Origin of the sequence: Chitinophaga cymbidii (assembly GCF_007992715.1) — a bacterium.
Taxonomy (GTDB): Bacteria; Bacteroidota; Bacteroidia; order Chitinophagales; family Chitinophagaceae; genus Chitinophaga; species Chitinophaga cymbidii.
Genome location: NZ_BKAU01000001.1, coordinates 2,135,096 through 2,161,455 on the forward strand (window position 1 = coordinate 2,135,096; position 26,360 = coordinate 2,161,455).

General features: G+C 52.6%; 23 protein-coding genes and 1 pseudogene. 21 read left to right on the top strand and 3 right to left on the bottom strand.

Annotated elements, in window-relative coordinates; translation table 11 throughout:
- The first annotated feature begins 19 nt into the window (after nucleotides 1-19).
- Nucleotides 20-793 carry a DUF4350 domain-containing protein gene (locus CCY01nite_RS08750; RefSeq protein WP_146859740.1) on the top strand — a complete coding sequence of 258 codons (774 nt, stop codon included), beginning with the start codon at nucleotides 20-22 and terminating at the stop codon, nucleotides 791-793.
- 177 nt (nucleotides 794-970) lie between these two features.
- Here the strand turns inward: CCY01nite_RS08750 and CCY01nite_RS08755 are convergent, their stop codons facing one another.
- Nucleotides 971-2,050, bottom strand: a complete 1,080-nt coding sequence (locus tag CCY01nite_RS08755) for a metallophosphoesterase (protein ID WP_146859742.1) — start codon at nucleotides 2,048-2,050, stop codon at nucleotides 971-973.
- A gap of 258 nt (nucleotides 2,051-2,308) precedes the next feature.
- Between CCY01nite_RS08755 and CCY01nite_RS08760 the strand changes: the two genes are divergently transcribed.
- Entirely contained in the window at nucleotides 2,309-3,757 is a 1,449-nt protein-coding gene (locus CCY01nite_RS08760; protein ID WP_146859744.1) for a capsule assembly Wzi family protein, read from the top strand.
- On the opposite strand, the gene CCY01nite_RS08765 is transcribed toward CCY01nite_RS08760, so the two are convergent.
- Nucleotides 3,754-4,134 (bottom strand): response regulator, encoded by a 381-nt coding sequence (locus CCY01nite_RS08765; protein WP_146859746.1) that lies wholly within the window; start codon nucleotides 4,132-4,134, stop codon nucleotides 3,754-3,756. The genes CCY01nite_RS08760 and CCY01nite_RS08765 overlap by 4 nt on opposite strands.
- A 26-nt stretch (nucleotides 4,135-4,160) precedes the next feature.
- Nucleotides 4,161-5,240 carry a sensor histidine kinase gene (locus CCY01nite_RS08770; protein ID WP_146859748.1) on the bottom strand — a complete coding sequence of 360 codons (1,080 nt, stop codon included), beginning with the start codon at nucleotides 5,238-5,240 and terminating at the stop codon, nucleotides 4,161-4,163.
- A 351-nt stretch (nucleotides 5,241-5,591) separates the two neighbouring features.
- Between CCY01nite_RS08770 and CCY01nite_RS08775 the strand changes: the two genes are divergently transcribed.
- The 19 genes and pseudogenes from CCY01nite_RS08775 to CCY01nite_RS08865 all read left to right on the top strand — a co-directional run bounded on the left by CCY01nite_RS08775 (nucleotide 5,592) and on the right by CCY01nite_RS08865 (nucleotide 26,357).
- A complete protein-coding gene (locus CCY01nite_RS08775) occupies nucleotides 5,592-6,224 on the top strand; it encodes a response regulator transcription factor (protein ID WP_146859750.1) in 633 nt (210 codons plus the stop codon).
- 251 nt (nucleotides 6,225-6,475) lie between these two features.
- Nucleotides 6,476-7,186: a polysaccharide biosynthesis/export family protein gene (locus CCY01nite_RS08780; RefSeq protein WP_246129892.1), complete on the top strand. Its 711-nt coding sequence runs from the start codon at nucleotides 6,476-6,478 to the stop codon at nucleotides 7,184-7,186.
- 89 nt (nucleotides 7,187-7,275) lie between these two features.
- On the top strand, nucleotides 7,276-9,615 hold the full coding sequence (locus tag CCY01nite_RS08785; protein ID WP_146859754.1) for a GumC family protein: 2,340 nt from the start codon (nucleotides 7,276-7,278) through the stop codon (nucleotides 9,613-9,615).
- A gap of 155 nt (nucleotides 9,616-9,770) precedes the next feature.
- Nucleotides 9,771-10,280: a UpxY family transcription antiterminator gene (locus CCY01nite_RS08790; RefSeq protein WP_146859756.1), complete on the top strand. Its 510-nt coding sequence runs from the start codon at nucleotides 9,771-9,773 to the stop codon at nucleotides 10,278-10,280.
- A 22-nt stretch (nucleotides 10,281-10,302) separates the two neighbouring features.
- Nucleotides 10,303-11,319, top strand: coding sequence for a mannose-1-phosphate guanylyltransferase (locus CCY01nite_RS08795; RefSeq protein WP_186830973.1), 1,017 nt, complete (start codon nucleotides 10,303-10,305; stop codon nucleotides 11,317-11,319).
- A gap of 11 nt (nucleotides 11,320-11,330) precedes the next feature.
- Nucleotides 11,331-12,284, top strand: coding sequence for a GDP-L-fucose synthase (fcl, locus tag CCY01nite_RS08800; RefSeq protein ID WP_146859760.1), 954 nt, complete (start codon nucleotides 11,331-11,333; stop codon nucleotides 12,282-12,284).
- Between the two features lie 105 nt (nucleotides 12,285-12,389).
- Complete coding sequence (locus CCY01nite_RS08805) at nucleotides 12,390-13,724, top strand: UDP-glucose dehydrogenase family protein (protein ID WP_146859762.1); 1,335 nt, start codon at nucleotides 12,390-12,392, stop codon at nucleotides 13,722-13,724.
- Complete coding sequence (gene gmd / locus CCY01nite_RS08810; protein ID WP_146859763.1) at nucleotides 13,721-14,818, top strand: GDP-mannose 4,6-dehydratase; 1,098 nt, start codon at nucleotides 13,721-13,723, stop codon at nucleotides 14,816-14,818. Before CCY01nite_RS08805 ends, gmd begins: the two co-directional genes overlap by 4 nt.
- Nucleotides 14,819-14,872: 54 nt before the next feature.
- Nucleotides 14,873-16,363 carry a lipopolysaccharide biosynthesis protein gene (locus CCY01nite_RS08815; RefSeq protein ID WP_186830974.1) on the top strand — a complete coding sequence of 497 codons (1,491 nt, stop codon included), beginning with the start codon at nucleotides 14,873-14,875 and terminating at the stop codon, nucleotides 16,361-16,363.
- 18 nt (nucleotides 16,364-16,381) lie between these two features.
- Nucleotides 16,382-17,380, top strand: a complete 999-nt coding sequence (locus CCY01nite_RS08820; protein ID WP_146859767.1) for a nitroreductase family protein — start codon at nucleotides 16,382-16,384, stop codon at nucleotides 17,378-17,380.
- Nucleotides 17,377-18,621 (top strand): polysaccharide pyruvyl transferase family protein, encoded by a 1,245-nt coding sequence (locus CCY01nite_RS08825; RefSeq protein WP_146859769.1) that lies wholly within the window; start codon nucleotides 17,377-17,379, stop codon nucleotides 18,619-18,621. Before CCY01nite_RS08820 ends, CCY01nite_RS08825 begins: the two co-directional genes overlap by 4 nt.
- On the top strand, nucleotides 18,618-19,772 hold the full coding sequence (locus tag CCY01nite_RS08830) for a glycosyltransferase (RefSeq protein ID WP_146859771.1): 1,155 nt from the start codon (nucleotides 18,618-18,620) through the stop codon (nucleotides 19,770-19,772). The genes CCY01nite_RS08825 and CCY01nite_RS08830 overlap by 4 nt, the downstream gene beginning before the upstream one ends.
- Nucleotides 19,765-21,018: a hypothetical protein gene (locus tag CCY01nite_RS08835; protein ID WP_146859773.1), complete on the top strand. Its 1,254-nt coding sequence runs from the start codon at nucleotides 19,765-19,767 to the stop codon at nucleotides 21,016-21,018. Before CCY01nite_RS08830 ends, CCY01nite_RS08835 begins: the two co-directional genes overlap by 8 nt.
- A 460-nt stretch (nucleotides 21,019-21,478) precedes the next feature.
- Nucleotides 21,479-21,619 (top strand): annotated as a pseudogene (locus tag CCY01nite_RS27100) (DapH/DapD/GlmU-related protein); the annotation flags it as partial.
- 25 nt (nucleotides 21,620-21,644) lie between these two features.
- A complete protein-coding gene (locus CCY01nite_RS08845; protein WP_186830975.1) occupies nucleotides 21,645-22,430 on the top strand; it encodes a glycosyltransferase family 2 protein in 786 nt (261 codons plus the stop codon).
- 5 nt (nucleotides 22,431-22,435) lie between these two features.
- Nucleotides 22,436-23,593: an XrtY-associated glycosyltransferase XYAG1 gene (locus CCY01nite_RS08850; RefSeq protein ID WP_146859778.1), complete on the top strand. Its 1,158-nt coding sequence runs from the start codon at nucleotides 22,436-22,438 to the stop codon at nucleotides 23,591-23,593.
- On the top strand, nucleotides 23,590-24,498 hold the full coding sequence (locus CCY01nite_RS08855; RefSeq protein WP_146859780.1) for a glycosyltransferase family 2 protein: 909 nt from the start codon (nucleotides 23,590-23,592) through the stop codon (nucleotides 24,496-24,498). The genes CCY01nite_RS08850 and CCY01nite_RS08855 overlap by 4 nt, the downstream gene beginning before the upstream one ends.
- A 13-nt stretch (nucleotides 24,499-24,511) precedes the next feature.
- A complete protein-coding gene (locus CCY01nite_RS08860; protein WP_146859781.1) occupies nucleotides 24,512-25,138 on the top strand; it encodes a WcaF family extracellular polysaccharide biosynthesis acetyltransferase in 627 nt (208 codons plus the stop codon).
- Entirely contained in the window at nucleotides 25,131-26,357 is a 1,227-nt protein-coding gene (locus CCY01nite_RS08865) for a WcaI family glycosyltransferase (RefSeq protein ID WP_146859783.1), read from the top strand. Before CCY01nite_RS08860 ends, CCY01nite_RS08865 begins: the two co-directional genes overlap by 8 nt.
- The last annotated feature ends 3 nt before the right edge of the window (nucleotides 26,358-26,360 follow it).

Sequence of the window (26,360 nt, forward strand, 5' to 3'; positions counted from 1 at the left end):
TGTAGTAATTTGTTGTATCATGAAAGCAGTTTTATATACCACGTTGATGATCGCCTCCCTGCAGGCGTCTGCCCAGACCGTTGTGCTGGACAGCTATTTTAATAATGAACAGAAGAAAGGCGCGGACGGCGCGCTCCATTCCTGGCACTATAAATGGGCGGAGAAAGAGATGAGCGGCTTTTCCATGTTAGGCGACCTGTTCCTCAAACACGGCGCCGATACCGCCACGCTGTACGAAGCCCCCACCACCGCAAACCTCCGGCAGGCGGACGTGTACATCATCGTAGATCCCGATCACGAAAAAGACAACCCGAATCCGAATTACATTCAGAAAGCACATACCAAGGCCATTTACAAATGGGTCAAAGCTGGCGGCGTACTCGTGCTGATGGCGAACGACAGCGCCAACGCAGAACTGAAACACTTTTCGGAATTGTCCGGCCGCTTCGGTATCACGTTCACCAATAAAAGCAGGAACATGGTAAAAGGGAAAGATTTACCTACGGGCGCCGTGCACATTCCCCCGGGGCATTTCATCTTCCCCTCCATAAAAAAAGCATATCTCAAGGAGATCAGCGTACTGACAGTAAAATCACCCGCCAAAGCCGCCATCACCGAGGGTGGCGACGTGATCATGGCCGTCGCGAAAGTGGGGAAGGGAACGGTGTTTGCTGTAGGCGATCCCTGGTTATACAATGAATACGTAGATGGAACAAGGCTGACGCCGGACTACGAAAACCCTGCCGCCGCGGAAGACCTGGTGAAGTGGATATTAAAGCAGGTAAAGAAATAAATAGCAGAAAGCGAAAAAAAAATGCGCCTAAAAGTATCTAACTTTTAGGCGCATTTCAAAATAACGGGCAGCCTCTTTTTATCCGGGTAACCTGATGGCAAGCAGTTACAGGCCTCTCAAAATGCTTTCTGCCGCGGTTTAATCCGAGGAAACGTCAAACTCCTCATACGCCGCAATTTAATCCAGCGAAAACTCAAACTCGTCATATGCCGCCGTCCGCCAGGCAAACTGCTGCGTGGTAGGAGAGATCGCAAACAACGGCGAGAAAGTTTTCACCTTCACCGTATTGGCGGATGTAAACTCCAATATCCGCAACCAGCCATCACCGCCATTTCCATACCATCCACCGCCCAGCGCCTGCGCGTTGAACACCATCTGCTGCACTTTTTTGCCGCCGGCATTCACATCCGTTCTGAAAGCAATATGCCCTTTGGGATCGTCCGGTTTGCCGATGTGCCCGCCGAACACCATGCGGATATTTTTGGAAGGTTTGATCAGCCGCTCGAAAATGGCTGCGCCGTAATTGCGGTCTTTCAGTTTGTATTTTTCCTCTTTAATGTGCTCGTTGTTGCTGTTCATATAGGAATGCGTCAGCGCGATCACGAAGTGATCCTTGTAGCGCGGCTCGTCCACCAGATCCTTCGCCCAGGTGAGGATCGTGTCGCGGGGCGCAAATTCCAGGTTCAGCACCAGTATTTTTTTTCCGTGCGGGGAGGTGAATTCAAAGGAAGCGTTTTCCATGGTGGGAATGCCTTCGCCATTGAGCGCCACGTCGCGGATCATTTTCTGGGTCAGGAAATTCTTGTCCACCGGGAAATACGTGTTGTACTGCGTTCTTCTCACTTCCGCGCTCCGGTAGCCATAATCATGGTTGCCGGATGCGTTCACGTACGGCACTTTGCCGTCCAGCCGCGAAAACGAGCGGGCAACAGATTCCCATTGTTTTTTACTCGGCTGGTTCACCTTGATGCCGTCTGGGTTGATAATGTCGTTCTGCTCCACCAGGTCACCGGTGCACATCACCAGCTTGATGCGCAGTGAATCGATGTTTTCAGCGATCCAGCAGGTCATCAGCTCGAACACCGGCTGGTTACGCTCGAATTTTACATAACTCTGCGGGTCCGGCAAAAGGATCATGGACCAGGAATCAGGTTTGCTTAACGATGGCGGCGCATATTTCTTTTGCGCGTGTACGTGGGAACCGGCCAGCACAATAAAGAGCAGCATGCAAAGGCCGCGGAAAAACTTGCGTGTCATGGGATACATAATTTTGAACAGCGGAAGATAGCAGCAATATTCGACGGGCGCAATATTTCAGCTTTAATTTTATTTAAAATCATTAAAAACGCTTTATTCTTCCTCCCTTTAGTATCATTTTTCCGCTGTGGAAGTCGATTTATACTAGTTTAAGTATCATCCCCGCCGCGCGAAGGGGGGTAACTTGCACTTATCCGGGTGTTCCTGTTGGCCGTTGTGAAAAGCGGCCGGGAAAACGGCCGGAATAAATCAATCGGGATGAAACGGGCAGGTATTTTTTGGACCATATCTTTTTTCCTGCTGACCACCGTAGCGAAGGCGCAGTTTGCGGACTCGCTGGATGTGCGTGTAGGCACCAACGCAACGCTGGCCACAAGGGATTATCAGCCGCTATGGCTGGTGTCCAACCGTTTTGGCACCATCAGCGACCGTAAATCCGATCTCTCCACATTCATCCGCGTCAACAACCATCATGTGCTGGACGCCGCAGAAAATTTCCATCTGCGCTACGGCCTCAGCCTCTACAATAACAACCGTTTCGGAGATGTGCTGTTGCAGGAAGGGTATATCAAGGCGGCGTATAAGAAGTTGGAGTTAAGAGCGGGCAGGTATGAAGAGATCATCGGGGAGATGGATAAAGACCTTTCCAGCGGCTCGCTCGGGTTGAGCGGCAATGCCATGCCCATCCCCAAGATCAGCATTGCATTGACGGATTATGTGAATATTCCTTTTACGAACGGATGGGTGCAGTTCAAAGGCCAGTTCAGCCACGGCTGGATGGGAAACAGGCAGTACATCAAAAATGCCTTTTTGCATGAGAAGACCTTTTACCTGCGGGTGGGCAAGAACAGGCTGAAGCTCTTCGGCGGCGTACAACACTATGCCGTATGGGGCGGCAACCGCAGCGACCTGCTGAAGATCAAAACAGATTTTTCAGATTACCTGAACGTGGTCTTTGCAAAAGAGGCGGACGATGGAACGGTGAATAGCGACGAAGTACTGCCCAATCGTCCCGGTGACCACCGCGGCGTAGTGGAAGGCGGCATTGACTGGGAAAATGATGACATGCACCTGCGTCTTTTCAACCAGACGCCCTTTGAAACCGGTCAGGGTATCGACTTCCGGAACATCGACCGGCTGCTTGGTTTTGTTTATACCAACAAGAAAGAAAATCCCGTTCTGGAAAAGGTGACCGCGGAGTTCATCCACACCAAACAGATGAACGACTTCTATCACATTCAATACCGCGAAAGCTATTATAACAACGGCATCTATCTGACCGGCTGGGAGTACCACGACAGAATACTGGGCACGCCGCTGTTCATCAACCGGCAACGCGGCAGTAAATATTTTGAAGAGATAAAGCCGTTCGATTGGGATGCGCCGAAAGATTCCATCAGCGGCAGAGGCTGGAACATTATCAATAACCGGGTAACAGGTTTGCACCTCGGCGCGCTGTATAACATCGGCGCTTCCGTGTCCGCCAGAACGCTGCTGACTTACACGAAGAATCACGGCACTTATCACAGCGGCATGTTCAGCCCGGCCAGAACGCAGTGGTATGCCTTGCAGCAGGTCAATTACCGGACGCCCGTGAAAGGCTTGTCCCTCACCGGCGGTGTGGGGCTGGACTGGGGAGATATCAGCGACAACGCGGGTTTTATGCTGGGGGTGCAATGGCAGTTCAACCGGCGGGAAGCGGATTAATGACTGGGCACTGATTTCAATGCCTTCCGGATCACCGCGTGCAGGTTTTTGAAAAGGAACGGTTTGGTCACATAACCCGCCGCGCCTTTTTTCATCGCCAGGTTGATCTCGTCTATTTCGGTTTTGGCAGACAGCATGATCACAGGAATGTGCTTCAGCTGTTCATCTTTTTTGAAAAGTTCCAGCATGTCGTATCCGTTCAGCACCGGCATGTAGATGTCGCTGATGATCAGATCAGGACGGTGGCTGCGGGCGAGCCTGGCGCCTTCATCGCCGTTAACGGCCGTGATCACATCATAGCGATGCAGCTCCAGCAATGACTTCAGCGTTTCAGATAAGCCAGGCTTGTCCTCGATGAGCAATATTTTTCTGTTCATTGTTTTGTCTTTGGAATCCCACTACCTTAATCCTCTTCTGTATACCTGAAGGCCAGGGTGAATGTCGTTCCTTTGCGTTCCTCGCTTTCTACTGAAATCGTGCCGTTATTGGATTCAACAAAAGTTTTGACAATCGCAAGACCCAGCCCCGTTCCCTCAATGCTGTCAACATTACTGCCGCGGTAAAAAGATGTAAAGAGATGCGGAAGGTCCTTCTGCGGGATGCCGATGCCATGATCGCGCACCTTCACCACCAGCTTGTGTTTGTGGTAGGAAAGCAGGATGGCCGGATTTTTCTTTTCGGAGTATTTGAAGGCATTCCCGATCAGGTTATTGAATATTTTCGCCAGGTGGTCCTTGTCCACGAACACATTACGCGGCTTTCCGGCTACTTTTATGACAAGCGAACGCCCGTCTTTCCGGTTGGAAAAATACTGGCATTCCAGCGACGAGATCACTTTGTGAACGTCTACGGCTGTTTGCCGTGGCGAGAAATTGTTAGACACGATCTTGCTCAGCGTCAGTATTTCATCGAGCATCGTGTTCAGGGAAAAGATCTCGTCCGATATCTTATGGATGTTGTGCCGGTAGAACTCGCTGAACTGGTTGTCCAGCTGCAACCTTGTTTCCAGCAGGTCAATGGACGAAGCGATGGCCGTGAGCGGCGTTCTGAATTCATGCGAAGCCATAGACATGAAGCTGACCTTCATCTCATGCAGCATTTTTTCTTTTTCGAGATGTTGCAGCTGCAGTTTGAGCGTCTGCTGTTTTTCCACCGTTCTGCCGATCGCGAGCCAGTAGGCTTTGCGGTGGATCTTTATTTTGCTCACCCTGAAATCGATCAGCTGCCTGCGCCCTTCAGGATACACCGGTAACAGGAAAGATGCGGGAAGCGGAACAGGCATGTCGTCTTTTTGCAGGGAACTGCCGCGGTAAGAGGATTGCAGGGGTTTGCCGGTAATATTGGATGCTTTGCCATTGCCCAGGATGGCGAGTGCGGGTTTGTTTGCTTTTAATACGGTCTGCTCATCGGTGCTGATGACCAATGCAGGTTCTTTTATCCCATTCAACAAATGGGAGATCCTGATATGCTGGTTCGGTTTCATCCTCAAAAAAAAAGATATGGTTCTCGTCGCAAAAATAAATCTCAGCGAAAATTCTTCCACGGAAGTTAAGCATTGCCCGCCGCATTTTGTGGAAAACTTTTAACATTTTCTTATGAAGCCCTTTTGCAGCAACAGTATATGTATTTCCTTAATATAATTTTTTTTAATTTATTACTTAGATTAATAATTAATCGAATAGTGCTGTTTATTGAACAGTTATCAATAAATTAAACTATACGATAACGAACTTTTAATTTTTGGACTTATCTTTGATAATACACAATCCTTGGAACCGTATTTAATAGCTAGGCAATAGCTTTTGAGAAAAACCATATCAACGTTAACCATAATATGATTACTATAGGCATCATTGAAGACAATCATTTTCAGCTCAATAACTATAGAGAATTTCTAGAAGATTTTCAGGAGTGTAAAGTTGTTTTTGCATGCAGGTCCATGGAAGAGTTTAAAGCGCTGCCGTATAAAGATCCGGATGTGAAAGCAATTTTGCTGGATATTTCCCTGCCCGGCGAGTCGGGCATCCAGGGAATTGAAGAATTAAAAAAAACTTTTCCCGACGCAAAGATCATCGTGTTGTCCGGCCACGACGGCCAGCAATATGTCATAGAATCCATCATGAACGGAGCCAGCGGTTATATTATTAAAACCAGCCGGCTCATGGAGATCTATCATTCCATCCTCGACGCCGTGAACCAGGGAGGCACCCTTTCTCCCAAAGCGGCGCACATGCTCATCAATCACATCAGCAAAGATCCGCTGGAGAGTATCAAAGACAAGCTCACCAAACGGGAGTACGAGTTGCTCGCACTTTTGAAGGAAGGCCATACTTATAAGGAAATGGCGGAGAAACTGTACGTGACCGTTTTTACGATCAATCAGCACCTGAAAAAGATCTATCAGAAGCTGAATGTGGCATCCAAATCAGAACTGATCTCAAAGATCTGGTCCAATAACCTTTTCTGAAATATATGCTGCTGGCGGCATCTTACTTTAATGAGTAAAGGCATTTTGGTTGATCGGTGGTTTTATACTTCAGTAAGTAGTATTGTTGGCGCACGACTTGATTTAATATTGTAGTGTGAAGATGAAAAGTAGCACGCTTAAAATAAATCGAGTTTATGCGACAGAAGCGGGGACCACATCTTTTTTTGAAAACCATATTGATAACCTTAACCGGCGGGACTTTAACCTCCTGCGTCAGTACAAAGAACGCCGTGTATTTCAACAATGTGAACGACACGACGGTGAAAACGGTGAACACGGCCTTTGAGCCGCTTATTCAGAAGAACGACATACTGCAGATAACAGTCAGTAGTTTGAACCCGCAGGAAGCAGTCATCTATAACCTTCCGAACGCCAATACCGGCGGCGCTGCAACAGGCACAGGCGGTACAGCGGCAGGAACGGGCTTCCTGGTAGATCAGCAAGGCTTTATACAGTATCCTGTATTTGGCCGGATAAAGGTGGAAGGTCTGACCACCAAAGCGCTGACAGATACATTGCGCAACCAGTTCGAAGTGCGCAAATTACTTTTAAATCCCGTTGTGAATGTACGTTTCCTCAATTACAGGGTAACTGTATTGGGAGAAGTGGCGAAGCCTACTGTGGTGAATGTGACGAACGAGAAGATCTCCATCCTGGAGGCGTTAGGTATGGCGGGAGACATTACCGTATATGGGAAAAAAGACAACGTGATGCTCATCCGGGAAGTGGAAGGAGAACGCACCATCAAACGGCTGAATCTGAACGAAGGGACAATATTTACATCGCCATATTATTTTTTGCAACCCAATGACATCGTATACGTAGAACCCAATAAATCGAGAGTGGCAAGTGCTGAAAGATCGAGACAGGTGCTGCCGGTAGTGTTGAGCGGGCTTTCCCTGCTCGTCATTATCCTGGACAGGCTGGTGATAAATAACTAGAACGGATATACGTACATTGTTGAAAAACCGTACCTGGACACATATACCATGTGCCGGGGAGGAAGAACCATATATTGAAGAAACCATTTATGCAGCAGACAAATTCACATAAGCGCGTACAACCCCAGGAGCAGGTAGATCTGCTTGCCCTGATCCGGTACCGGTACCTGGCATACTGGCCTTTGTTCCTGCTGGCGATCGCGATCGCCCTCGGAGGCGCCTACGCTTATCTCCGCTACGCAACGCCGGTATATAAAATATCCGCATCGTTGCTGGTGAAAGATGAATCGAAAGACCTCAACGACACGAACATACTCAACTCGCTGGACCTCTTTGGTTCCAAAAAGAACATCGAGAACGAAATACAGATACTCACCTCCCGTACGCTGGCGCGCGATGTGGTGCGTAACCTGAACCTCTACGGCGAGATATTCCAGCAGGGAAATATCCGGGACATCATCGCTTACAAAGACGCACCCGTGCAGATGAAGTTCCTGGAACCCTGGAACATCCGCAACAGCGCGCCGGAGATCGTATCCCTGCAATACGATTCCGCGCACCGCAAGATCACGCTGAACAACAGGGCCTACCCGCTCAATGATACCGTGGCAACGCCCTGGGGTAAAATGGTGATCGTTCCGCGGCCGGGCGTGGAAGTGCCGGAGAAATCCTGCTACCTGCGCATCACCAACGAAAAACAAACTATGGCCGCTATACAAAGCCGCCTGAAAGTAACGCCCATCTCCAAGCTGGCCACCGTGATAAAGCTGGAATACAGCGATGTAGTGCCGGCCCGCGGAGAAGATGTGCTGAATAACCTGATCGCGGAATACAACAAGGCCGCCGTTGCGGACAAGAACAGGCTGGCCGCCAGCACTATGGCTTTCGTGGAAGAGCGCCTGCGGATCGTAACAGATGAGCTAAGCCAGGTGGAAAAGGACGTGGAACGTTTCAAGAGTAGCGCCGGTATTGTGGACATGAGCGAGCAAAGCAAACTGTTCCTTACCAGCGTGCAGGAGAACGATACCAAGATCAGCGAGGCCAACATGCAGCTCTCCGTGCTGGACGCCGTGGAGCGGTATGTCAGCGGAAAAGAGGCAGGCGTGAACGTAGTACCGGCCACCATGGGCATCTCCGATCCTGTGCTGCTGGAGCTGGTGAGCAAGCTCTATGAAACCGAGCTGGAAAAAGAAAGACTGAAAAAGACCACCGCGGAAAATAGTCCGGTTATGCAAAGCCTCAACAAGCAGGCGGAAATGCTGAAGCCCGGCATCCTCGAAAATATCCGCAGCCAGCGCGCCAATATCATGGCGGGCCGCGAACGGCTGGAAGCCGCCAACGGCCGTTTCATGGGCATGCTGCGCACTGTTCCCGGAAAGGAAAGAGGCTTGCTGGAAGTAAGCCGCCAGCAGGTGATCAAGAATAACATCTACACCTTCCTCTTACAGAAAAGGGAAGAAACGGCGCTGGCTTATGCCGCGGCTATTTCAGACAGCCGGATCGTAGATGCCGCCGAATCCGCCTCCGCGCCATTCAGCCCCCGCCGCATGATGGTCATGGGTATTGCGGCGCTGGCGGGCATCGTGGCTGTAGCCGGCTTCATTACGCTGAAAGATATGCTGAACCGGGAGGTTACATCCCGTGCGGATATAGAAAAAGTTACTTCCGCGCCGATCGTTGCGGAGATCTTGTTTGACGAAAGCAAAGAGCCGGTAGTGATTGCCGATGGCAGACGCAGTCTTGTAGCAGAGCAATTCCGTTCCCTCAGAACTTCGCTCTCCTACATCGGGCTGAACGGAGATAATAAAACGCTGCTTGTTACGTCCTCCATCTCCGGGGAAGGCAAGAGCTTTATTTCCCTCAACCTGGCTACCAGTCTCTCTTTGCTGCGCAAAAAAGTAGTGCTGCTGGAATTTGACCTGCGCAAGCCGATGCTGAGCAATATGCTCGGCGTGCAGCGGGACCCCGGCATCACCAACTACCTCGTCGGCAAGTCCTCCCTCTCCGACGTGATCCGCGCCGTACCGGGCAACGAATACCTGTTCCTGCTGCCCGCGGGCGTGATACCGCCGAACCCGACGGAGCTGATCCTCAACGGACGGCTGGAAGAAATGATCCGCCACCTGCGCGCCATGTTCGATTATGTGATCATAGATACCGCGCCGGTGGGGCTGGTTACGGACGCCCGCCTGCTGGCGCCGCATACGGACGCATGCCTGTACGTCATGCGTCACCAGGTAACGCCAAGGCTGTACCTCAAGCTGATAGACGAGCTGTACCGCAATGGCGAAGCAGGCAAGCTGAACCTGGTATATAACGGTGTGAAGCCGCGCGGAGTGGCCGGTTATGGCTACGGCCACGGCTACGGATATGTGGATGAACAGAACGGCAAACCGAAAAAATTTATACGGAACATCTTTAACATCTGATGATAAAGAAACCATGTATGCTATTGAAAAACTCATCATGTGACTGAGAAGGCGAAGCTGTGCAATGACCCGGCACAACTCCCTTCACCCGCCTTTAACTATTCCACGTTATGAAAAACCAAACCAGCTATCCGTTAACCATAAAATTGAAACTTATGCAACAGGAAATGCATGCTTGGTATGCAGTGTATACCAAAGCAAGATGGGAAAAGAAAGTAGCCGATCTGCTCGCCCGCAAGCAGTTGGAAAGCTATTGTCCGCTTAACCATGTTGAACGGCAATGGAGCGACCGCCGCAAGCTGGTGCAGGAACCACTGTTCAAATCCTATGTATTCGTGCGTATCCCTGAAAGCAAGAAGAACCTGGTACGCGAAACAGAAGGCATCATCAACTTTGTTTACTGGCTCGGGAAACCGGCCGTGATCAATGATTACGAGATCGACCTCATCAAACGCTTCCTGCGCGAATACAAAAGCGCCACCCTCGAACAATTCCCTATCCGCCAGAACGATCTCGTGGAGATCACCGCCGGTCCGCTGATGCACCAGCGCGGCAGGATACTGGAAGTAGGAAAGAACAAGGTAAAGGCTGTGCTGAACAGTCTCGGATTCGCCATGATAGCCACTGTGCGCAACAATGAAGTGGCTGTGCTGGACTATGCATAACATCAAAAAACCTCGCATACACATGCAGCATATTATTCTTTGCGGTGGCTCCGGCACCCGCCTGTGGCCGCTTTCCAACCGGCACACGCCCAAGCAGCTATTGCCGCTGTTTGAAGGCCGCAGCTTATTGCAACTGACATACCTCCGGAACAGCGCCGCCTGCTCCGGCGTAATGGCCATCGCCAGCGAACAGCAGGCAGACGTGATCGCGGAACAGCTGCTGGACGCCGGCGCTTCCGCGCGCCGGATCGCAGAGCCCGTTGGTCGCAATACCGCCGCGGCTATTGCGCTCGCGGCTTTCATCGCGGAACCGGAAGAAGTGCTGCTCATCACGCCCTCCGATCACCTCATCGGCACGCCGGACATTTATGAGGCTACCATCGCATCCGCCCGGCAGCTTGCCGAAGCTGGATACCTGGTGACCATCGGCCTGCGGCCCGCATACCCGGAAACAGGGTACGGCTATATCCATTACGATGGCCATGATGTGATCCGCTTCGTGGAAAAACCGGACGCCGCCAACGCGGTACGCATGCTCGAAAGCGGCGACTACCTCTGGAACAGCGGCATCTTCTGCAGCAAAGCCTCCGTGATGCTCGACGAGCTGAAACAATACGCCCCGGAAATATATGCCGCCAGCCAAAGAGCCGCGGAGGAACTGGTGCGCACCGGCAGGATTTCACTCGCCGCCATGGAAGCCATTCCGTCCAACAGCATCGACTATGCCGTGATGGAAAAAAGCCATCGCGTAAAAGTAGTGCCCAGCACCATGCAGTGGAGCGACGTGGGCAGCTACGAAGCGCTGACGGAAGCCCTGATGGAACGCTATCAGTACAGCAACCAGCAGGCGGTATTCATTGAAAGCAATCCCCGCAACAGCATGGTGATCGGCAAGGAAAAACTCGTCGCCCTCGTGGGGGTAGACAACATGGTGGTGGTAGACACCCCCGGCGCCCTGCTCATCATGCAAAAGGGAAAAGGACAGGAGATCAAACAACTACATAACTGGGTAAAAGAAAACCGCCCGGAATTACTTTAAAAACCGCATCAATGGAATTGAAATCCAGGATCTACATAGCCGGCCACCGCGGAATGGTGGGCGGCGCGATCAAAAGAAAGCTGGAAACAATGGGATACCAGCATATCATCACCCGTACCTCCGGCGAGCTGGACCTCCGCGACCAGCAAAACGTACAGTCGTTCTTCGCTGAAGAACGGCCCGAGTACGTTTTCCTCGCCGCCGCCAAAGTAGGCGGCATTCACGCCAACAATACCTACCGCGCGGAATTCCTGTACGATAACCTGATGATCGCTTCCAACATCATCCATGCCGCATGGCAGCAGCAGGCGAAAAAGCTGATGTTCCTCGGCAGCTCCTGCATCTACCCGAAACTGGCGCCGCAACCGCTGCGCGAAGATTACCTGCTCACCGGTCCGCTTGAAGCCACCAACGAGCCCTACGCTATCGCCAAGATCGCCGGCATCAAGCTCTGCGAAGCTTACCGCGATCAGTATGGCTGCAACTTCATCAGCGTGATGCCTACCAATCTATACGGCATCGGCGATAATTACCATCCCGAAAATTCTCATGTGCTGCCTGCGCTGATCCGCCGGTTCCATGAAGCCAAGCAAAATAACACGCCGGTAGTCACCGTGTGGGGCACGGGAAAGCCTAAACGCGAATTCCTGTACTCGGACGATCTCGCGGACGCCTGCGTGTTCCTCATGCTTAACTACGATGGCCGCGAGCTGGTGAACATCGGTTCCGGCGAAGACCTGAGCATCCGCGAGCTGGCGGAGATCGTGAAAGAAGTGGTGTGCTACGAAGGAGATATTGAATTCGATACTTCCAAACCGGACGGCACGCCGCGCAAGCTGATGGATGTTTCAAAGATCCACTCGCTTGGCTGGAAGCACAGCGTAGACCTGAAACGCGGCATCGCGCTGGCTTACGGCGATTTCCTCAAGGGGCAGTATCACTCCATGAATGCCATGCATCACTAAACATACAGACACGGATGAAACCAGGTTCCATCTGGCCATTTAAGATCAATTATTAGCAGATGAAACAAAGTTCCATTTGACCATTGAAAAATCAATTACGAACAAATGAAAGTAGTTGTCATAGGAACAGGATACGTCGGCCTCGTAACAGGCGCCTGCCTCGCGGAAGTGGGAACGGAAGTGGTTTGCGTGGATGTGGACCAGCAAAAGATCAGCAATCTCCGCAACGGCATCCTGCCCATTTATGAGCCCGGACTGGAAGAAGTGGTAACCCGCAATTACCAGAACGGCCGCCTGGCCTTCAGCACGAATATCACGGAAGCGCTCCCCGGCGCGGAGGTGGCGTTCATTGCGGTAGGCACGCCTCCCGGCGAAGACGGCAGCGCGGACCTGCAATATGTGCTGCAGGTAGCAAAAGAGATCGGCACGCACATGACCGGCCACCTGGTGGTAGTCACTAAAAGCACCGTGCCCGTAGGCACCGCCGTAAAAGTGAACCGCGCCATCAAGGAAGCCATGCTGGAAAGAGGAACGCTGATCGATTACGATGTAGCCTCCAATCCGGAATTTCTGAAAGAAGGTGCCGCTGTGGCGGACTTCATGAAGCCCGACCGGATCGTGGTGGGCGTGAACACCGAACGCGCGCAGAAAGTGCTGGACCAGCTGTACTATCCTTTTCTGCTGAACGGCCACCCCATCATTTTCATGGACATCGCTTCCGCTGAAATGACGAAGTACGCGGCCAACGCCATGCTCGCCACAAAAATTTCCTTCATGAACGATATCGCCGGGCTCTGCGAACTGGTCGGCGCCGATGTGAACAAAGTACGCAAAGGCATCGGCAGCGATCCCCGCATCGGCCACCGCTTCATCTATCCCGGCATCGGGTACGGCGGTTCCTGCTTCCCGAAAGACGTGAAAGCGCTGGTAAGAACAGGCATGGAATATGGCCGCAGCCTGCGCATCCTCGAAGCAGTGGAAGCCGTGAACGACGATCAGAAGAAAGTGATGTTCGACAAGATCGACCGGCATTTTGAAGGCGACCTGCGCGGAAAAACCTTCGCCATCTGGGGCCTTTCCTTCAAGCCAAATACGGACGACATGCGCGAGGCGCCATCACTGGTGCTGATAGACGCACTGCTGCAGGCGGGCGCGCTGGTGCGTGTATTCGACCCCGTTGCCATGCACGAAGCAAAAAAAATACTGGCAGACAAAGTGGCCTGGTGCACCGATCTCTACGATGCCGCCGCCGGCGCGGATGCGATCGCCCTGGTAACGGAATGGAACGAATTCCGGCTGCCGGACTGGCAACGCATCAAAGCCAGAACAGTCTTCGACGGCAGAAACATCTACGACGATGTAATGCTGCACAAAAAAGGATTTACCTACTACGGTATCGGAACAACACAACATACACTTACTAAAATCATGACCACATGAAAGTTGCTTTAATTACTGGTGTTAACGGGCAGGACGGCGCCTACCTCGCAGAGCTGCTGCTGGAAAAAGGATACATGGTGCATGGCGTGAAACGCCGCGCCTCCCTGATCAACACTGAAAGGATCGATCACCTGTACCAGGACCCCCACGGCGAGGATGTCCGCTTCAAACTGCACTACGGCGACATGACGGACAGCACCAACCTCATCCGTATCATACAGGAAACCCAACCGGACGAAATATACAATCTCGCCGCCATGAGCCATGTGCGCGTGAGCTTTGATACGCCTGAATACACCGCGAATGCGGACGGCATCGGCACCCTGCGCATCCTCGAAGCGCTGCGCATCCTGAAAATGGAACAGAAAACGCGCGTGTACCAGGCCAGCACTTCAGAACTCTACGGCCTCGTGCAGGAAGTGCCGCAAAGGGAAACAACACCGTTCTACCCCCGCAGCCCGTACGCCGTGGCAAAACTGTACGCCTACTGGATCACCGTGAACTACCGCGAAGCATACGGCATGTATGCCTGCAACGGTATCCTCTTCAACCACGAAAGCCCGCTCCGCGGCGAAACCTTCGTGACCCGGAAGATCACCCGCGCCGCCGCCGCCATCGTGCTCGGCCTGCAGGAAAAATTATATCTCGGCAACCTCGATGCCCGCCGCGACTGGGGCCACGCCAAGGATTACGTGGAAGCCATGTGGCGCATCCTGCAGCAGGACGAGCCGGAAGACTACGTGATCGCCACCGGCATCACCACGCCCGTACGTGATTTTGTAAGAATGGCGTTCGACGAGTTGGGCATTGAGCTGGAATTTCTCGGCGAAGGCGTCAATGAAGTAGCCGTAGTGACCGCCTGCCGCAATAAAGATTATCTCCTGCCCATAGGCAAGGAAGTGGTAGCGGTAGACCCGAAATATTTCCGGCCTACGGAAGTGGACCTGCTCATCGGCGACCCCACCAAATCCAAAACAAAGCTCGGCTGGGAACCAACGTACGACCTGCCGGCGCTGGTAAAGGAAATGGTGGCGATGGACGTAGAGCTGTTCCGCAAAAAAGATATTGCTCAGTTTGAACACCTGATGGGATAATACATGCAGGCTGCAAATAAAGTAGTACTTAATACCGGATTTTTGTACGGGAAGATGATAGTCTCCATGTTCATCGCGCTGTATGCAACGCGGCTTGTGCTGCATGCGCTCGGTGCGGAAGACTACGGGATCTTCAACCTGGTGGCCGGCGTGGTGGCGCTGCTCTCTTTTCTGAACGGCGCCATGACGCTGGCTACGCAAAGGTATATGTCCTATTCCCTGGGCGCGGGCGACCGCAACCAGCTGAAGAAGGTCTTTAATTCCAGCGTGCTGCTGCATCTCATCATCGGGATAGCGGTAGTGCTGCTGCTGGAAATAGTGGGGATGTACCTCTTCGGCAACGTGCTGAGCATTCCGCCGGAACGTTTGCATGCGGCGAAAAGCATTTTCCATTTCATGGTGGTCACTGCTTTTTTTACGATCGCTTCCGTGCCTTACGATGCCATTATCAACACAAACGAAAACATGCTCTTCGTAGCGGTGCTGGGGATCATTGAGTCGGTCGCGAAACTGAGTCTTGCCATCTACCTCCCTTATGCTTTCAGCGACCGGCTCATTTTTTACGGCGGGGCGCTCGCCATACTGGCGGTGCTGCTGCTGATCGTGAAGCGGATCTACTGCGCCAGGAAGTACGATGAGAGCCGGATACGAAGGCATGCGCTGGACAAGGGTCTGATAAAAGAAATGTTCGCCTACGCCGGCTGGTCCACTATCGGAGCATCCGGCGTGATCGCTAAAAGCCAGGGCGTAGCCGTTATATTAAATGTATTCTTCGGGGCAGTGATCAATGCAGCATTTGGTATCGCCAACCAGATCAACGCACAACTAACATACTTCTCGGTGACCATGCTGCAATCACTGAACCCGCAGATCGTAAAAAGCGAAGGCAGCGGCAACCGCCGGCGGATGATACAGCTGGCGATGATGGCCTGCAAGTTTTCGTTTTTCCTGCTTGCTTTCTTTGCCATTCCCGCGATTATCGAAATGCCGTTCGTCCTGAAGCTCTGGCTGCACAACATCCCGGAACACACCGTTGTCTTCTGCCGGCTGATCATTATCGCTTCGCTGATCAACCAGCTGTCTTCCGGCTTACAGATCGCCGTACATGCCGTTGGCCGGATCAAAAAATACCAGGTGATCATCAGCATCCTGCTGCTGCTGAACCTGCCGGGCTCCTGGCTGCTGTTGCGCGCGGGCTTTCCGCCTTTTACCGTAATGGTGTTCGCCATTTTCGTGGAGGTCATTTCCTGCGGGTTCAGGGCGCTGGCGGCAAGGCGGCTGACGGGGTTGCAGATCAGCGACTATCTTTTTAAAGTGATATGGCAGGCGCTGGTGCCGGTGACCGTAGCGGCAGGTATTGCGGTTATTCCATCTTTATTCATGGATGAAGGGTTCTTCCGGCTGCTGCTCACGGGCATCATCAGCTCGCTTTCCGTCATCCTCTGCATTAAATACCTGGGACTAACGTCTTACGAGCATGAAAAGCTGGAAGAAATGCTGGAAAAGGCGATCACAAAAGTAAGTACAAGACTGAAACCTGTTTAAAACCTGAAAATACCTTTTATGTCGGTGAGAAACCTGGTGGGCCGGATGATTCCCGGAGATCTGAAATATTACATGTATTCGCTCAATTATTATTGGGAGGATATCAGGCGGTATAAAAAATACGCCAACGGCTATTTGTCCCCCAACAAAGAAAAAATATTGCTGGGCAAGATCATTGTCACCTATCATATCATAGAAAAAGGACTGACCATGCCGGACATGCGCGCCGGCTTCGGAAAGGACGCGCTGCATACGTTGATCGGTCTTTGTAATACTTATATCGATAAACAGTGCAACCAGCAGGACGACCACTTTCTGCACGCCGTGAAGCTGCTGAACGAATATGTCCGCGTGCACCACGATCTGCAATTCGCGCTCGATCCCGTGCTGGTGAACAAGATCAAAACGCTGAGCGAAAGAACGAAGGTGGTGGATACCTGTTCCCAACTGGGATGTGACAACGATGAATATTTCAAGCATGCGGACAGCTCCTTCCGGGATTTTGCTTTTTCCCGTCACAGCATCCGCAACTTCATCGATAAGCCGGTAGACCGCAACCTGATCCTCAAAGCGGTGGAGATCGCGCAGAAAAGCCCTTCCTCCTGCAACCGCCAGCCCAACCGCGTGTACATCCTCGAGAACAAGGCCAACATACAATGGCTGCTGGAAAGCCAGAAAGGCAACCGCGGTTTCGGGCAGATGATCGACAAAGTGATCGTGCTCACGGCGGAGATAGGCGTGTTCAATGGTTTTACGGAAAGGAACGAAGCGTTCCTCAACTCCGGCATGTACGCCATGAGCCTGCTGTACGGCCTGCACTATTACCGCATCGGCGCGGTATCGCTGGCATATGTGCGCGTATCGAAAGAAGATGATAAAAAGCTCCGCGCGCTGTGCGGCATCCCGGATTCGGAAGTGGTATCCATGCTCATTGGCTGCGGCCACGTTCCCGGCAAACTTTCCATTGCAAGTTCACCGCGTTACAAGGTGGATAAAATCGTAAAAGTTGTATCATGAGAGATTACAAAAGAATAGGCATCCTTACCTACCGCTCCGTTTATAACTTCGGCGCGAACCTGCAGGCCATGTCCACTGCCGGATATCTCCGCAAGCAGGGATATGATCCCATTTTCATTAACTGGATACCCTTTGACCTGGAGAAACAATATCTGAACGCGGTGCCCGTGGAACAGGCGGAGGCGCATCATGCCGTGCAGGACATGCATCTGCCGGCAACGGCGCTGTGCCGCACGGACCAGGATATTGCCGATGCCATCGAGAAATATAACATCAAAGGCATCATAACCGGCAGCGACGCTGTGATGCAACACCGCCCGGTGCCCCTGAAGCAGCGCCTCTACCTTTCCCGCAACGTGAAGCCGCCCACCAGCGACCGCATGTTCCCGAACCCTTTCTGGGGCAGCTTCTTCCCGTTGCTGAAAGAACCCGTTCCGCTCGCCATCATGTCCGCCTCCTCGCAGAACGCGCCTTACAAGCTCTTCGAAGAAGAGAAGAAGCAGGGCATGCGCACTAACCTGGATTATTTTTCCTACATCTCCGTGCGCGACAAGTGGACGCAGGGCCTGGTAAAATATGTGACCCGCGGCGCGGTCATCCCGCCGGTAACGCCCGATCCCGTTTTCGCCTTCAATCATAATATAGATGAATCGCTGTACAGCAAACAGCTGATCGAACGGTTCAACCTGCCCGAAAAATATTTGCTCATCAGCTTCAAGAAAAAAAGCGTGCCGGACGAATGGATGCGCACTTTCAGAAGACTGGCGGAGGCGGAAGGATATACGCTGGTGGGGCTTACCTATCCTGAAGGATTCGCGGATTACGGTCTTGATATCAATATCAGGATACCCATCGATCCGCTGGAATGGTATTCCCTCATCCGTCACTCCGGTGGCTATATCGGCCACAACATGCACCCGATCATCGTTTCGCTGCACAACGGCGTGCCGTTCTTCAGCTTCGATAACTACGGTATTGTGAAGTACCGCTTTTTCGTGAACAAGGATTCCAGCAAGATCTATCACATCCTGGACAAAGCGGGCTTCCTCGAAAACCGCTGCTCCGTGCTGGGGTATTCCCCCGAAAAAGTAAGTCCCGCGCAGGTGCTGGACCGCATCGTGCGGTTCGACAGGCAGCGTTGCCTTGCCTTCAGCGCGGCATATTATCATGAATATGTGGAGATGATGGCCGGCATTGAATCGGCACTGGAACATCAACACAGTAATCTGCTGGTGTCATGAATATCCTGTTCTTCACCACCATATCGCCCTTTCCGCAGAACGGCGGCGAAAAGATCCGGAGCTACTACCTCCTGAAAGCGCTGGCCGAGCTGGGCCACCAGGTGTTTGCCATCATCCGCAACGAGGAGCAGGCAGACCTCCGGCAGTACCGGATCGAAGGCGTGGAATTTCTCACGCACCGCAAGCTGCCGCTCGGCATGATGGACCGCATTACCGGCAAACACTACTTCCAGCAGTCCGGCGAAGTGCTTCGTTTATTCAAGACCGTTTGCACCAACTACAAAATAGATGTGGCCTTCCTGGATTATGGCTTCATCGGCCAGTACATGCGGTTCTTCGCGGACCGCGGCATACCCGTGATCCTCGGTACGCACAACGCGCAGGCCATGCACACGTTGCAGGTGCCCGCGCATAATTTCATGCAGAAGCTCCGCCGCTCGCAGCTTGTGGCATTGGAGAAAATGCATGAACGCAGGTATTTCCGGCAGGCCGCCGCTGTGCTGGTGGTCAGCGAGCACGACAAAGCCTATCATACCGGTTTCATCGATCCGGAGAAAGTATTTGTAGTGCCCAACTTCCTCGATGAGCGCGAATACAATGTGCAGGAGCAGAGAGATCCCCGCCTGCTGGTGATGACGGCTAACTTCGGCATGTTCATGAACAACCAGGGACTGAAGTGGTTCATGGACGAGGTGTGGGACGATGCGCTGGCGGAAAAGTTCGAGCTGTGGCTGGTAGGGCGGCAGTCGAAAGAAACGCTGATACGCTTTACCGGCAAATCAAAATGGAAAAATATCACCGGTATCGGTAAGGTGGAAGACATGAAGCCTTACATCGCAAAAGCCGCCGCGGTGATCATACCGCTGCTGCACGGCAGCGGCACCCGGCTGAAATGCCTGGAGGCCATGGCCCTGCGGACGCCCGTGATCGCCACGTCAAAAGGCGTGGAGGGGGTGCAAAGCAGTCATTTTATCATTGCGGACACCGGCAGGGCATTTAAACAAACCCTGCAGTCCTTTCACGACGACGGCCATACCGGCGCGGCATTGCGGGAGGATTTTATGAAGGAATACAGTGCGGACGTGAACCGGCAGCGGCTGGAAAGCATCCTGCAATTCGTGTACGACAAACAAAAGGTAGCGCATGTCTAACATGTATAAGAAGATCGGCGTGCTGCTGTATACATTGCTCAGCACCATCGATGTGAACGTGGTCGGGCAGCTGCGGCTGAACGAAGTGGTGGTACTGCTGGCGGCGCCTTTCGTGTTCCGGCAGACGGACCTGAAAGAATATCCGTACCTGAAAAAGGCGCTGGCGGCTTTGCTCATGCTGCTCGTTTTCCAGATCATTACAGACGTGCTGGTAGTAGGCGCCTCGCCGCAGAACTTCATGCGGGGATGGGCCGCCACCATCATCTCCATGCTGTCCATCGTCTTCCTTTTCAAAACGCTGAACGATCAGTCTACCATCCTGCTTTTCATCGGCCTGACCATTCTGCGCAACATCATTTATACGGACGAGATCGTGGATTCGGACATGAGTTATTTCAAGTTCAAGATCGCCCCGATCCTGTCCTATACCGTATATCTCATTATTTTCTGGCTGTACGCGCGCAATGAACTGAAACTGGTGATGACGGTAATGATCGCCTACAGCCTGCTCTGCTTTGCGTCAGACACCCGGTCTACCGGCGTGATCTTCTTCCTTTCCGCCGTGATCATCTGGTTCATGAATACGAAAGCCACGATCTCCGGGCGCCGCATCGCATTTTTCGCCGTCATCTTCGCCGCGCTCTTCCAGGTAGCGTATGTTTTTTATGTGAACGCGGTGATGAACGATGAAATAGGCGGGGAACATTCCAAAGCCCAGATCGCGCGGCTGGACAATCCATACAATCCCCTCGGGCTGCTGATGACGGGCCGCGCCGAAACCTTCGCCGCCGCCACCGCCATTGCGGACGCGCCGCTGTTCGGGCACGGTTCCTGGGCGGTGGACAAAACGCTGAAGTATTACATGATCCTGCTGGCTTATCATGATGAGGATATGAATGTGATGAAGGCATATGAGAAAGACCGGCTGATACCCAGCCACTCGGTGGTGATGGGAGCCTGGGTGAATGCGGGTTTGGGTGGATTTATCGCTGTTGTCTGCCTGTTCTTTTTCCTGATGAAGATGGGGTTGTACATCGTGCGGAACGGCCAGGAGCTGCAACTGTATCCTGTGCTGGTGTTGATGGTGATCGGGTTGATATGGACGTTCCTTTTCTCGCCGATACAACATTTACGCTTCAATATTCCCGCCATCGCAGCCATTGTGATGACCACCTATTACGAACTGACAGGCTCTGTTTCCCAGCAGGCCGAAGAAATGAACATACCTGAACTCAACCCGATATAACATGATCACCGAACAACTATTTGAAGAAAAAACGGATGCCAAAACAGGCAAGGTGAAGATGTACCGGGACAATCCCCTGTACTTCCTGAAACGCTCCAACATCTCGCTGAAGAAAAGCATTCTGTTGTACCTCTACTACAGCGTGGCCATCTGGCTGCCCGATCCGCCGCGGCCGATCGGCGGCCTTTGCCTGTCGTTCCGCACCTGGCTGGCCTCGAAGATCTTTCTGAAAGCGGGCGAAAATATCAAGGTAGGCCGCAATACCCGTTTCGGCAGCGGCGCCAACATTGTGATCGGTTCATTCACCGGTCTGAATACCGGCGGCTGGATCGGGAATGACACCATCATCGGAAACGATGTAATGTTCGGCCCGGAAGTGACCATTCTTTCCGGCAGCCACAATTTTGAACGGACAGATATTCCCATGCGGGAGCAGGGCGCCACGCAGCGCAAGCCGGTCGTGATCGGCGATGATGTCTGGATCGGCACGCGCGCCATCATCCTGCCGGGAATCAAGATAGGCTCACACTCCATCATCGGCGCGGGTTCCGTTGTAACGAAGGATGTTCCGGAATATGCCATCGTTGCAGGGAACCCCGCCGTTATTAAAAAATTCAGAAAATAATATGGCGAAGATCATATCCATTATCGTACCGGTATATAACGGTGAAGAATATATTAAAGATACGCTGGACAGCATCCAGCGGCAGACTTTCCGCGACTTTGAGCTGATCGTGGTGGACGGTCTGTCTAAAGACAACACGCTGGAAGTGGTAAAGAATCATCCGCAGCCGGTAGACATCCTGCTGTCCGAAAAAGATGAAGGCATGTACGACGCACTGCGCAAAGGACTAGACCGCGCCAGCGGAAAATACCTTTGTTACATTAATGCGGACGACCGCCTGCTGCCGTACACGCTGGAAAAAGTGGTGACGAAATTTGAAAAAGGGAATTACGATATCGTATTCGGAGATGTGAACTACATCTCCGAAACCGGCGCTATCGCATACACTTACAAAGGCGTGAACCTCAGCCACCAGGCCATCCGCAATCTGCGCCGCGTACCCTTCGCACAACAAAGCTCCTTCTGGACGCGCGAGATCTACGACCGGAAAGGCGGTTTCGACAAATCCCTGAAATACTCCGCGGATTCCAAATTCCTCCTTTCCATATGCCTCGATCCCTCCGTGAAGAAAGGCTATATCCCGCACCCCCTCGGTGAATACAGGATGCACGGCAACTCCTTTTCCGTGTCCGTCACCGACCGGATGACGGCGGAGAACCAGCGCATGAGAAAAGACCTCGACCTCGGAGATAGTAACATCGCCCGGTACTTCTACGAAATGATCACCAAAGTGATAAACGCCCGCGGCATCTACAAAAAACTAACCTATAAAGGCACGAAATTCTAAAAAGCATGAACATCCTTTTTATAGTCCCTTCGTATAAACCCGCGTATATCTATGGCGGCCCCATCGTTTCCGTTGCCCGTCTGGCTGAAAGCCTGGTGCAGATCGGCCATTCGGTGACCGTGTACACCACTACGGCCAACGGCAAAACGGAGCTGGACATGCCGCTGAATGAACCGGTGATGATGGACGGCGTACAGGTAAGGTTCTTCAAACGCATCACGAAAGATCATACGCATGTATCTCCCTCGCTGTGGAAAGAAACCTGGTCCACCGTAGACCGCTATGACGCCGTGCACATCCATTCCTGGTGGAACTTTCTCATCATGGGCGCATCGCTCATTTGCACCATGAAAGGCGTCAAGCCGGTGCTGAGCCCCCGCGGCATGCTCTGCGAGTATATTTTCAACAGTAAAAACCAGCTGAAGAAAAAGGTGCTGCACAATGTGATCGGCAGATACCTGCTCTCCAAAACCTACCTGCATGTTACCTCGCAGGTGGAATGGAATGATTGCATGCGGCTGAACAACACCTGGCGCGGCGGCCTGATCTATAATATCGTTGACCTTCCATATCTCCCCGAAGAAAAAATAAATGGAAAGGACGACGGCATTTTCACGATCAGTTTCCTTTCCCGGGTAGACCCGAAGAAGGGGCTGGACATCCTGCTGCATGCCCTCGCGAAAGTGGACTTCAATTACCGGCTGCGCATCGCCGGTTCGGGTGAAGATGCTTATGTGGCATACCTGAAAGGCATCATCAGGGATAACGGAATGGAAGATAAAGTGGAATGGGTAGGATGGAAAGGCAGTGTAGAGAAGTTCAGCTTCTTCGCCGAATCCGACCTGTTTGCGCTCACCTCGCACAACGAAAATTTTGCGGTGGTAGTGATAGAATCCTTGTCCGTAGGCACACCCGTGCTGGTCAGCGAGCACGTGGGCCTCGCGAAGTACGTGCAGGAGAAAGGGCTGGGTTGGGTGACCGGCATCAGCGATGTAGAAGAGGTCAGGGAAAAGCTGCGGCAAGCCTGGCTCGCGCGCGACGAGCGCCGCCGCATCCGCACGGAAGCCGTGGAGGTCATCCGGCAGGATTTCAATGAATCCAAACTGGCAACGGATTATGCGGACATGTACCAGAACGTTAACGACATCAAAGTAAAAAGATGAACAAAATAGCAGTCATCATCCTCACTTTCAACGAATCAAAACACATCCGCCGCTGCCTGGAAAGCATGCGGCAGATCACGGATGAGCTGTATGTGATCGACGCCTATTCCACAGATGATACGCTCGCCATTGCAGAGGAATACGGCGCAAAGATCTTCCAGCGGAAATGGCTCAATCACGCGGACCAGTTCCAGTGGGCGCTTGACAACTGCGGCATCACCACGCCCTGGATCATGCGCATGGATGCGGACGAGTACCTGGAACCCGGACTGGTAAAGGAGATCAGGGAAAGAATGGGCAGTATTCCCGGGCAGGTAAGCGGCATTTACATCCGCCGGAAAGTATTGTTCAAAGGCAAATGGATACGCTACGGCGGCTTCTACCCGCACACGCTCATGCGCATCTGGCGCAACGCCAAAGGCAGCATCGAGCAGCGCTGGATGGATGAGCACATCGTAGTGTCTGAAGGCGAAACGATCATGTTCAGGGAACATATCGTGGACTACAATCTGAATTCGATCCACTGGTGGGTGAATAAGCATAACAACTACGCCATCCGCGAAATGATAGACCTCCTGAACATCAAGTACGGCTTTATGGAAGGCGACCAGCGGCTGCTGCAGGCCGGCAGCTCACAGGCAAAACGCAAGCGTTTCCTGAAAGAAAAGGTCTACGCCTCCATTCCGCCGGGAGCGCGGGCCTTCATGTACTTCTGCTTCCGCTACTTCGTCCGCTTCGGCTTTATGGACGGGTACCGCGGCTTCATCTTCCATTTTATGCAGGGGTACTGGTACCGTTTGCTGGTAGATGTGAACGTGAAGGAATTTGAACAGAAGCTGGAAGGGAATACCAGCAAGGAACGGTTGAAAGAAATACTGCTGACCGATTATAACATTGCCATCTGAAAAACCGAAAAGTATGCAAGACTTCATCCAGCCATTGACAAAACAGGTCGACAATGGAGTTCATCCGGGGCATAAGAAAGTGAAAACGGATTTGTCCAGCTTCCGCACCGGCGACTATGTGGCCGGCCCGAAATGGAAAGTGCTCGCCTGGTATTTTGTCAACTACTACGTGCTGAACAGCGCCTTCCCCTGGCCTTACGGCCTGAAAAGCGGGCTGCTGCGGCTTTTCGGTGCGAAAGTAGGGAAGGGGCTTGTGATCAAAACGAAAGTAAGGATAAAGAACCCCTGGCGCCTGAGCATCGGCGATCATTGCTGGATCGGTGAAAGCGTATGGATCGATAACCTGGAAAACGTAACGATCGGCGACAACGTATGCCTCTCACAGGGCGCGCTGCTGCTCACCGGCAACCATGATTACACGCGCAGCGATTTTCCGTACCGCCTCGGCGGCATTACGCTGGAAGACGGGGTATGGATCGGCGCGCAATCGGTGGTTTGCCCCGGTGTGCGCTGCGGATCGCATGCCATACTCACGGTGAATTCCGTGGCTACAAAGAAACTTGAACCCTGGCGCGTGTACGCCGGCAATCCCGCCGCGGCCGTCAGGGAACGGGTGATGAAAAATGAAGAACATGACTAAAAGATTATTGCTGATAGGAGGGAACTACGCACCGGAACCCACCGGCATTGGGAAGTTCAACGGCGAAATGATGAGCTGGCTGGCTAATAACGGATACGACTGTACGGTAATCACCAGCTATCCATATTACCCGCAATGGGAAGTGCAGAAGCCGTATGACCGGCTGAAATCCTGGTACCGGAAGGAGGAAGCAAGCGGCGGCAGGCTGAAGGTTTACCGCTGCCCGCAGTATGTGCCTGCCAAGCCGTCCGGCAAAAAACGGATCATGCTGGATTTCACTTTTGCCGTATCCGCTTTTTTCAAGCTGCTGCAATTGCTCCCCGGCAAGAAATACGACCTGGTGATCAGCGTGGTGCCCGCCTTCCATCTCGGACTGCTGGCCCTGATGTACAAAAAGCTGCGTAAGGCAAAATTCCTCTATCATATACAGGACCTTCAGATAGAAGCGGCGCGAGACCTGCAGATGATCCGTTCCAATAAGATCATCAACATGATGCTCAACCTGGAAAAATTCATCCTGCGCAAAGCGGATTACGTGAGCAGCATTTCCGGCGGCATGATGCGCAGGATCGCGGAGAAAGTGGATAAAGAGGTCAGCTTTTTCCCGAACTGGGTGGACGTAGAACAGTTTCATCCGCTGGACAACAGGGAGCAGCTGAAAAGCTATTACGGCTTTTCGCCGGGAGACAAGGTGGTGCTGTACTCCGGCGCCATCGGCGAGAAGCAGGGGCTGGAAGCCATTCTGCATGCCGCCGCCAGCCTGAAAGATATCCGGTTCGTGATATGCGGCTCGGGGCCTTACAAAGAGAAACTGATAGCGCTGGCGGAAGAGCTGGCATTGCAAAACGTGCATTTCCTGCCGCTGCAGCCGCTGGAAGAGTTCAACAGCTTCCTGAACATGGCGGACCTGCATCTCATTATACAAAAAGCCAGCGCGAGCGACCTGGTGATGCCCTCCAAACTCACAACGGTCCTGGCCGTGGGGGGGCTGGCGCTCATCACCGCCAATCCCGGTTCCAGCCTGTATGAGCTGGTAAAGGAACAGAACATGGGTGTGCTGGTGCGCGCGGAAGACCAGCAGGCGCTGACGGAAGGCATCCGCGAAGCATTGTCGGAGAATATGACGGAACAGCGGAGCAATGCCCGCGCCTATGCCATCGAACACCTGTCCATATCACGGGTCATGGCCCGATTTGAAGAAACCATCGTCAACCGTTAGAAT

Bases quoted from the DNA above. Each gene is read 5' to 3' on its own strand.
- CCY01nite_RS08830 (WP_146859771.1), top strand. From the start codon at position 18,618: ATGAATATCCTGTTCTTCACCACCATATCGCCCTTTCCGCAGAACGGC.
- CCY01nite_RS08845 (WP_186830975.1), top strand. From the start codon at position 21,645: ATGGCGAAGATCATATCCATTATCGTACCGGTATATAACGGTGAAGAA.
- CCY01nite_RS08860 (WP_146859781.1), top strand. From the start codon at position 24,512: ATGCAAGACTTCATCCAGCCATTGACAAAACAGGTCGACAATGGAGTT.
- CCY01nite_RS08760 (WP_146859744.1), top strand. From the start codon at position 2,309: ATGAAACGGGCAGGTATTTTTTGGACCATATCTTTTTTCCTGCTGACC.
- CCY01nite_RS08790 (WP_146859756.1), top strand. From the start codon at position 9,771: ATGCAACAGGAAATGCATGCTTGGTATGCAGTGTATACCAAAGCAAGA.
- CCY01nite_RS08820 (WP_146859767.1), top strand. From the start codon at position 16,382: ATGTCGGTGAGAAACCTGGTGGGCCGGATGATTCCCGGAGATCTGAAA.
- CCY01nite_RS08770 (WP_146859748.1), bottom strand. From the start codon at position 5,240: ATGAAACCGAACCAGCATATCAGGATCTCCCATTTGTTGAATGGGATA.
- CCY01nite_RS08865 (WP_146859783.1), top strand. From the start codon at position 25,131: ATGACTAAAAGATTATTGCTGATAGGAGGGAACTACGCACCGGAACCC.
- CCY01nite_RS08815 (WP_186830974.1), top strand. From the start codon at position 14,873: ATGATAGTCTCCATGTTCATCGCGCTGTATGCAACGCGGCTTGTGCTG.
- CCY01nite_RS08795 (WP_186830973.1), top strand. From the start codon at position 10,303: ATGCAGCATATTATTCTTTGCGGTGGCTCCGGCACCCGCCTGTGGCCG.
- CCY01nite_RS08765 (WP_146859746.1), bottom strand. From the start codon at position 4,134: ATGAACAGAAAAATATTGCTCATCGAGGACAAGCCTGGCTTATCTGAA.
- CCY01nite_RS08775 (WP_146859750.1), top strand. From the start codon at position 5,592: ATGATTACTATAGGCATCATTGAAGACAATCATTTTCAGCTCAATAAC.
- CCY01nite_RS08855 (WP_146859780.1), top strand. From the start codon at position 23,590: ATGAACAAAATAGCAGTCATCATCCTCACTTTCAACGAATCAAAACAC.
- fcl (WP_146859760.1), top strand. From the start codon at position 11,331: ATGGAATTGAAATCCAGGATCTACATAGCCGGCCACCGCGGAATGGTG.
- CCY01nite_RS08805 (WP_146859762.1), top strand. From the start codon at position 12,390: ATGAAAGTAGTTGTCATAGGAACAGGATACGTCGGCCTCGTAACAGGC.
- gmd (WP_146859763.1), top strand. From the start codon at position 13,721: ATGAAAGTTGCTTTAATTACTGGTGTTAACGGGCAGGACGGCGCCTAC.
- CCY01nite_RS08825 (WP_146859769.1), top strand. From the start codon at position 17,377: ATGAGAGATTACAAAAGAATAGGCATCCTTACCTACCGCTCCGTTTAT.
- CCY01nite_RS08755 (WP_146859742.1), bottom strand. From the start codon at position 2,050: ATGACACGCAAGTTTTTCCGCGGCCTTTGCATGCTGCTCTTTATTGTG.
- CCY01nite_RS08785 (WP_146859754.1), top strand. From the start codon at position 7,276: ATGCAGCAGACAAATTCACATAAGCGCGTACAACCCCAGGAGCAGGTA.
- CCY01nite_RS08850 (WP_146859778.1), top strand. From the start codon at position 22,436: ATGAACATCCTTTTTATAGTCCCTTCGTATAAACCCGCGTATATCTAT.
- CCY01nite_RS08835 (WP_146859773.1), top strand. From the start codon at position 19,765: ATGTCTAACATGTATAAGAAGATCGGCGTGCTGCTGTATACATTGCTC.
- CCY01nite_RS08750 (WP_146859740.1), top strand. From the start codon at position 20: ATGAAAGCAGTTTTATATACCACGTTGATGATCGCCTCCCTGCAGGCG.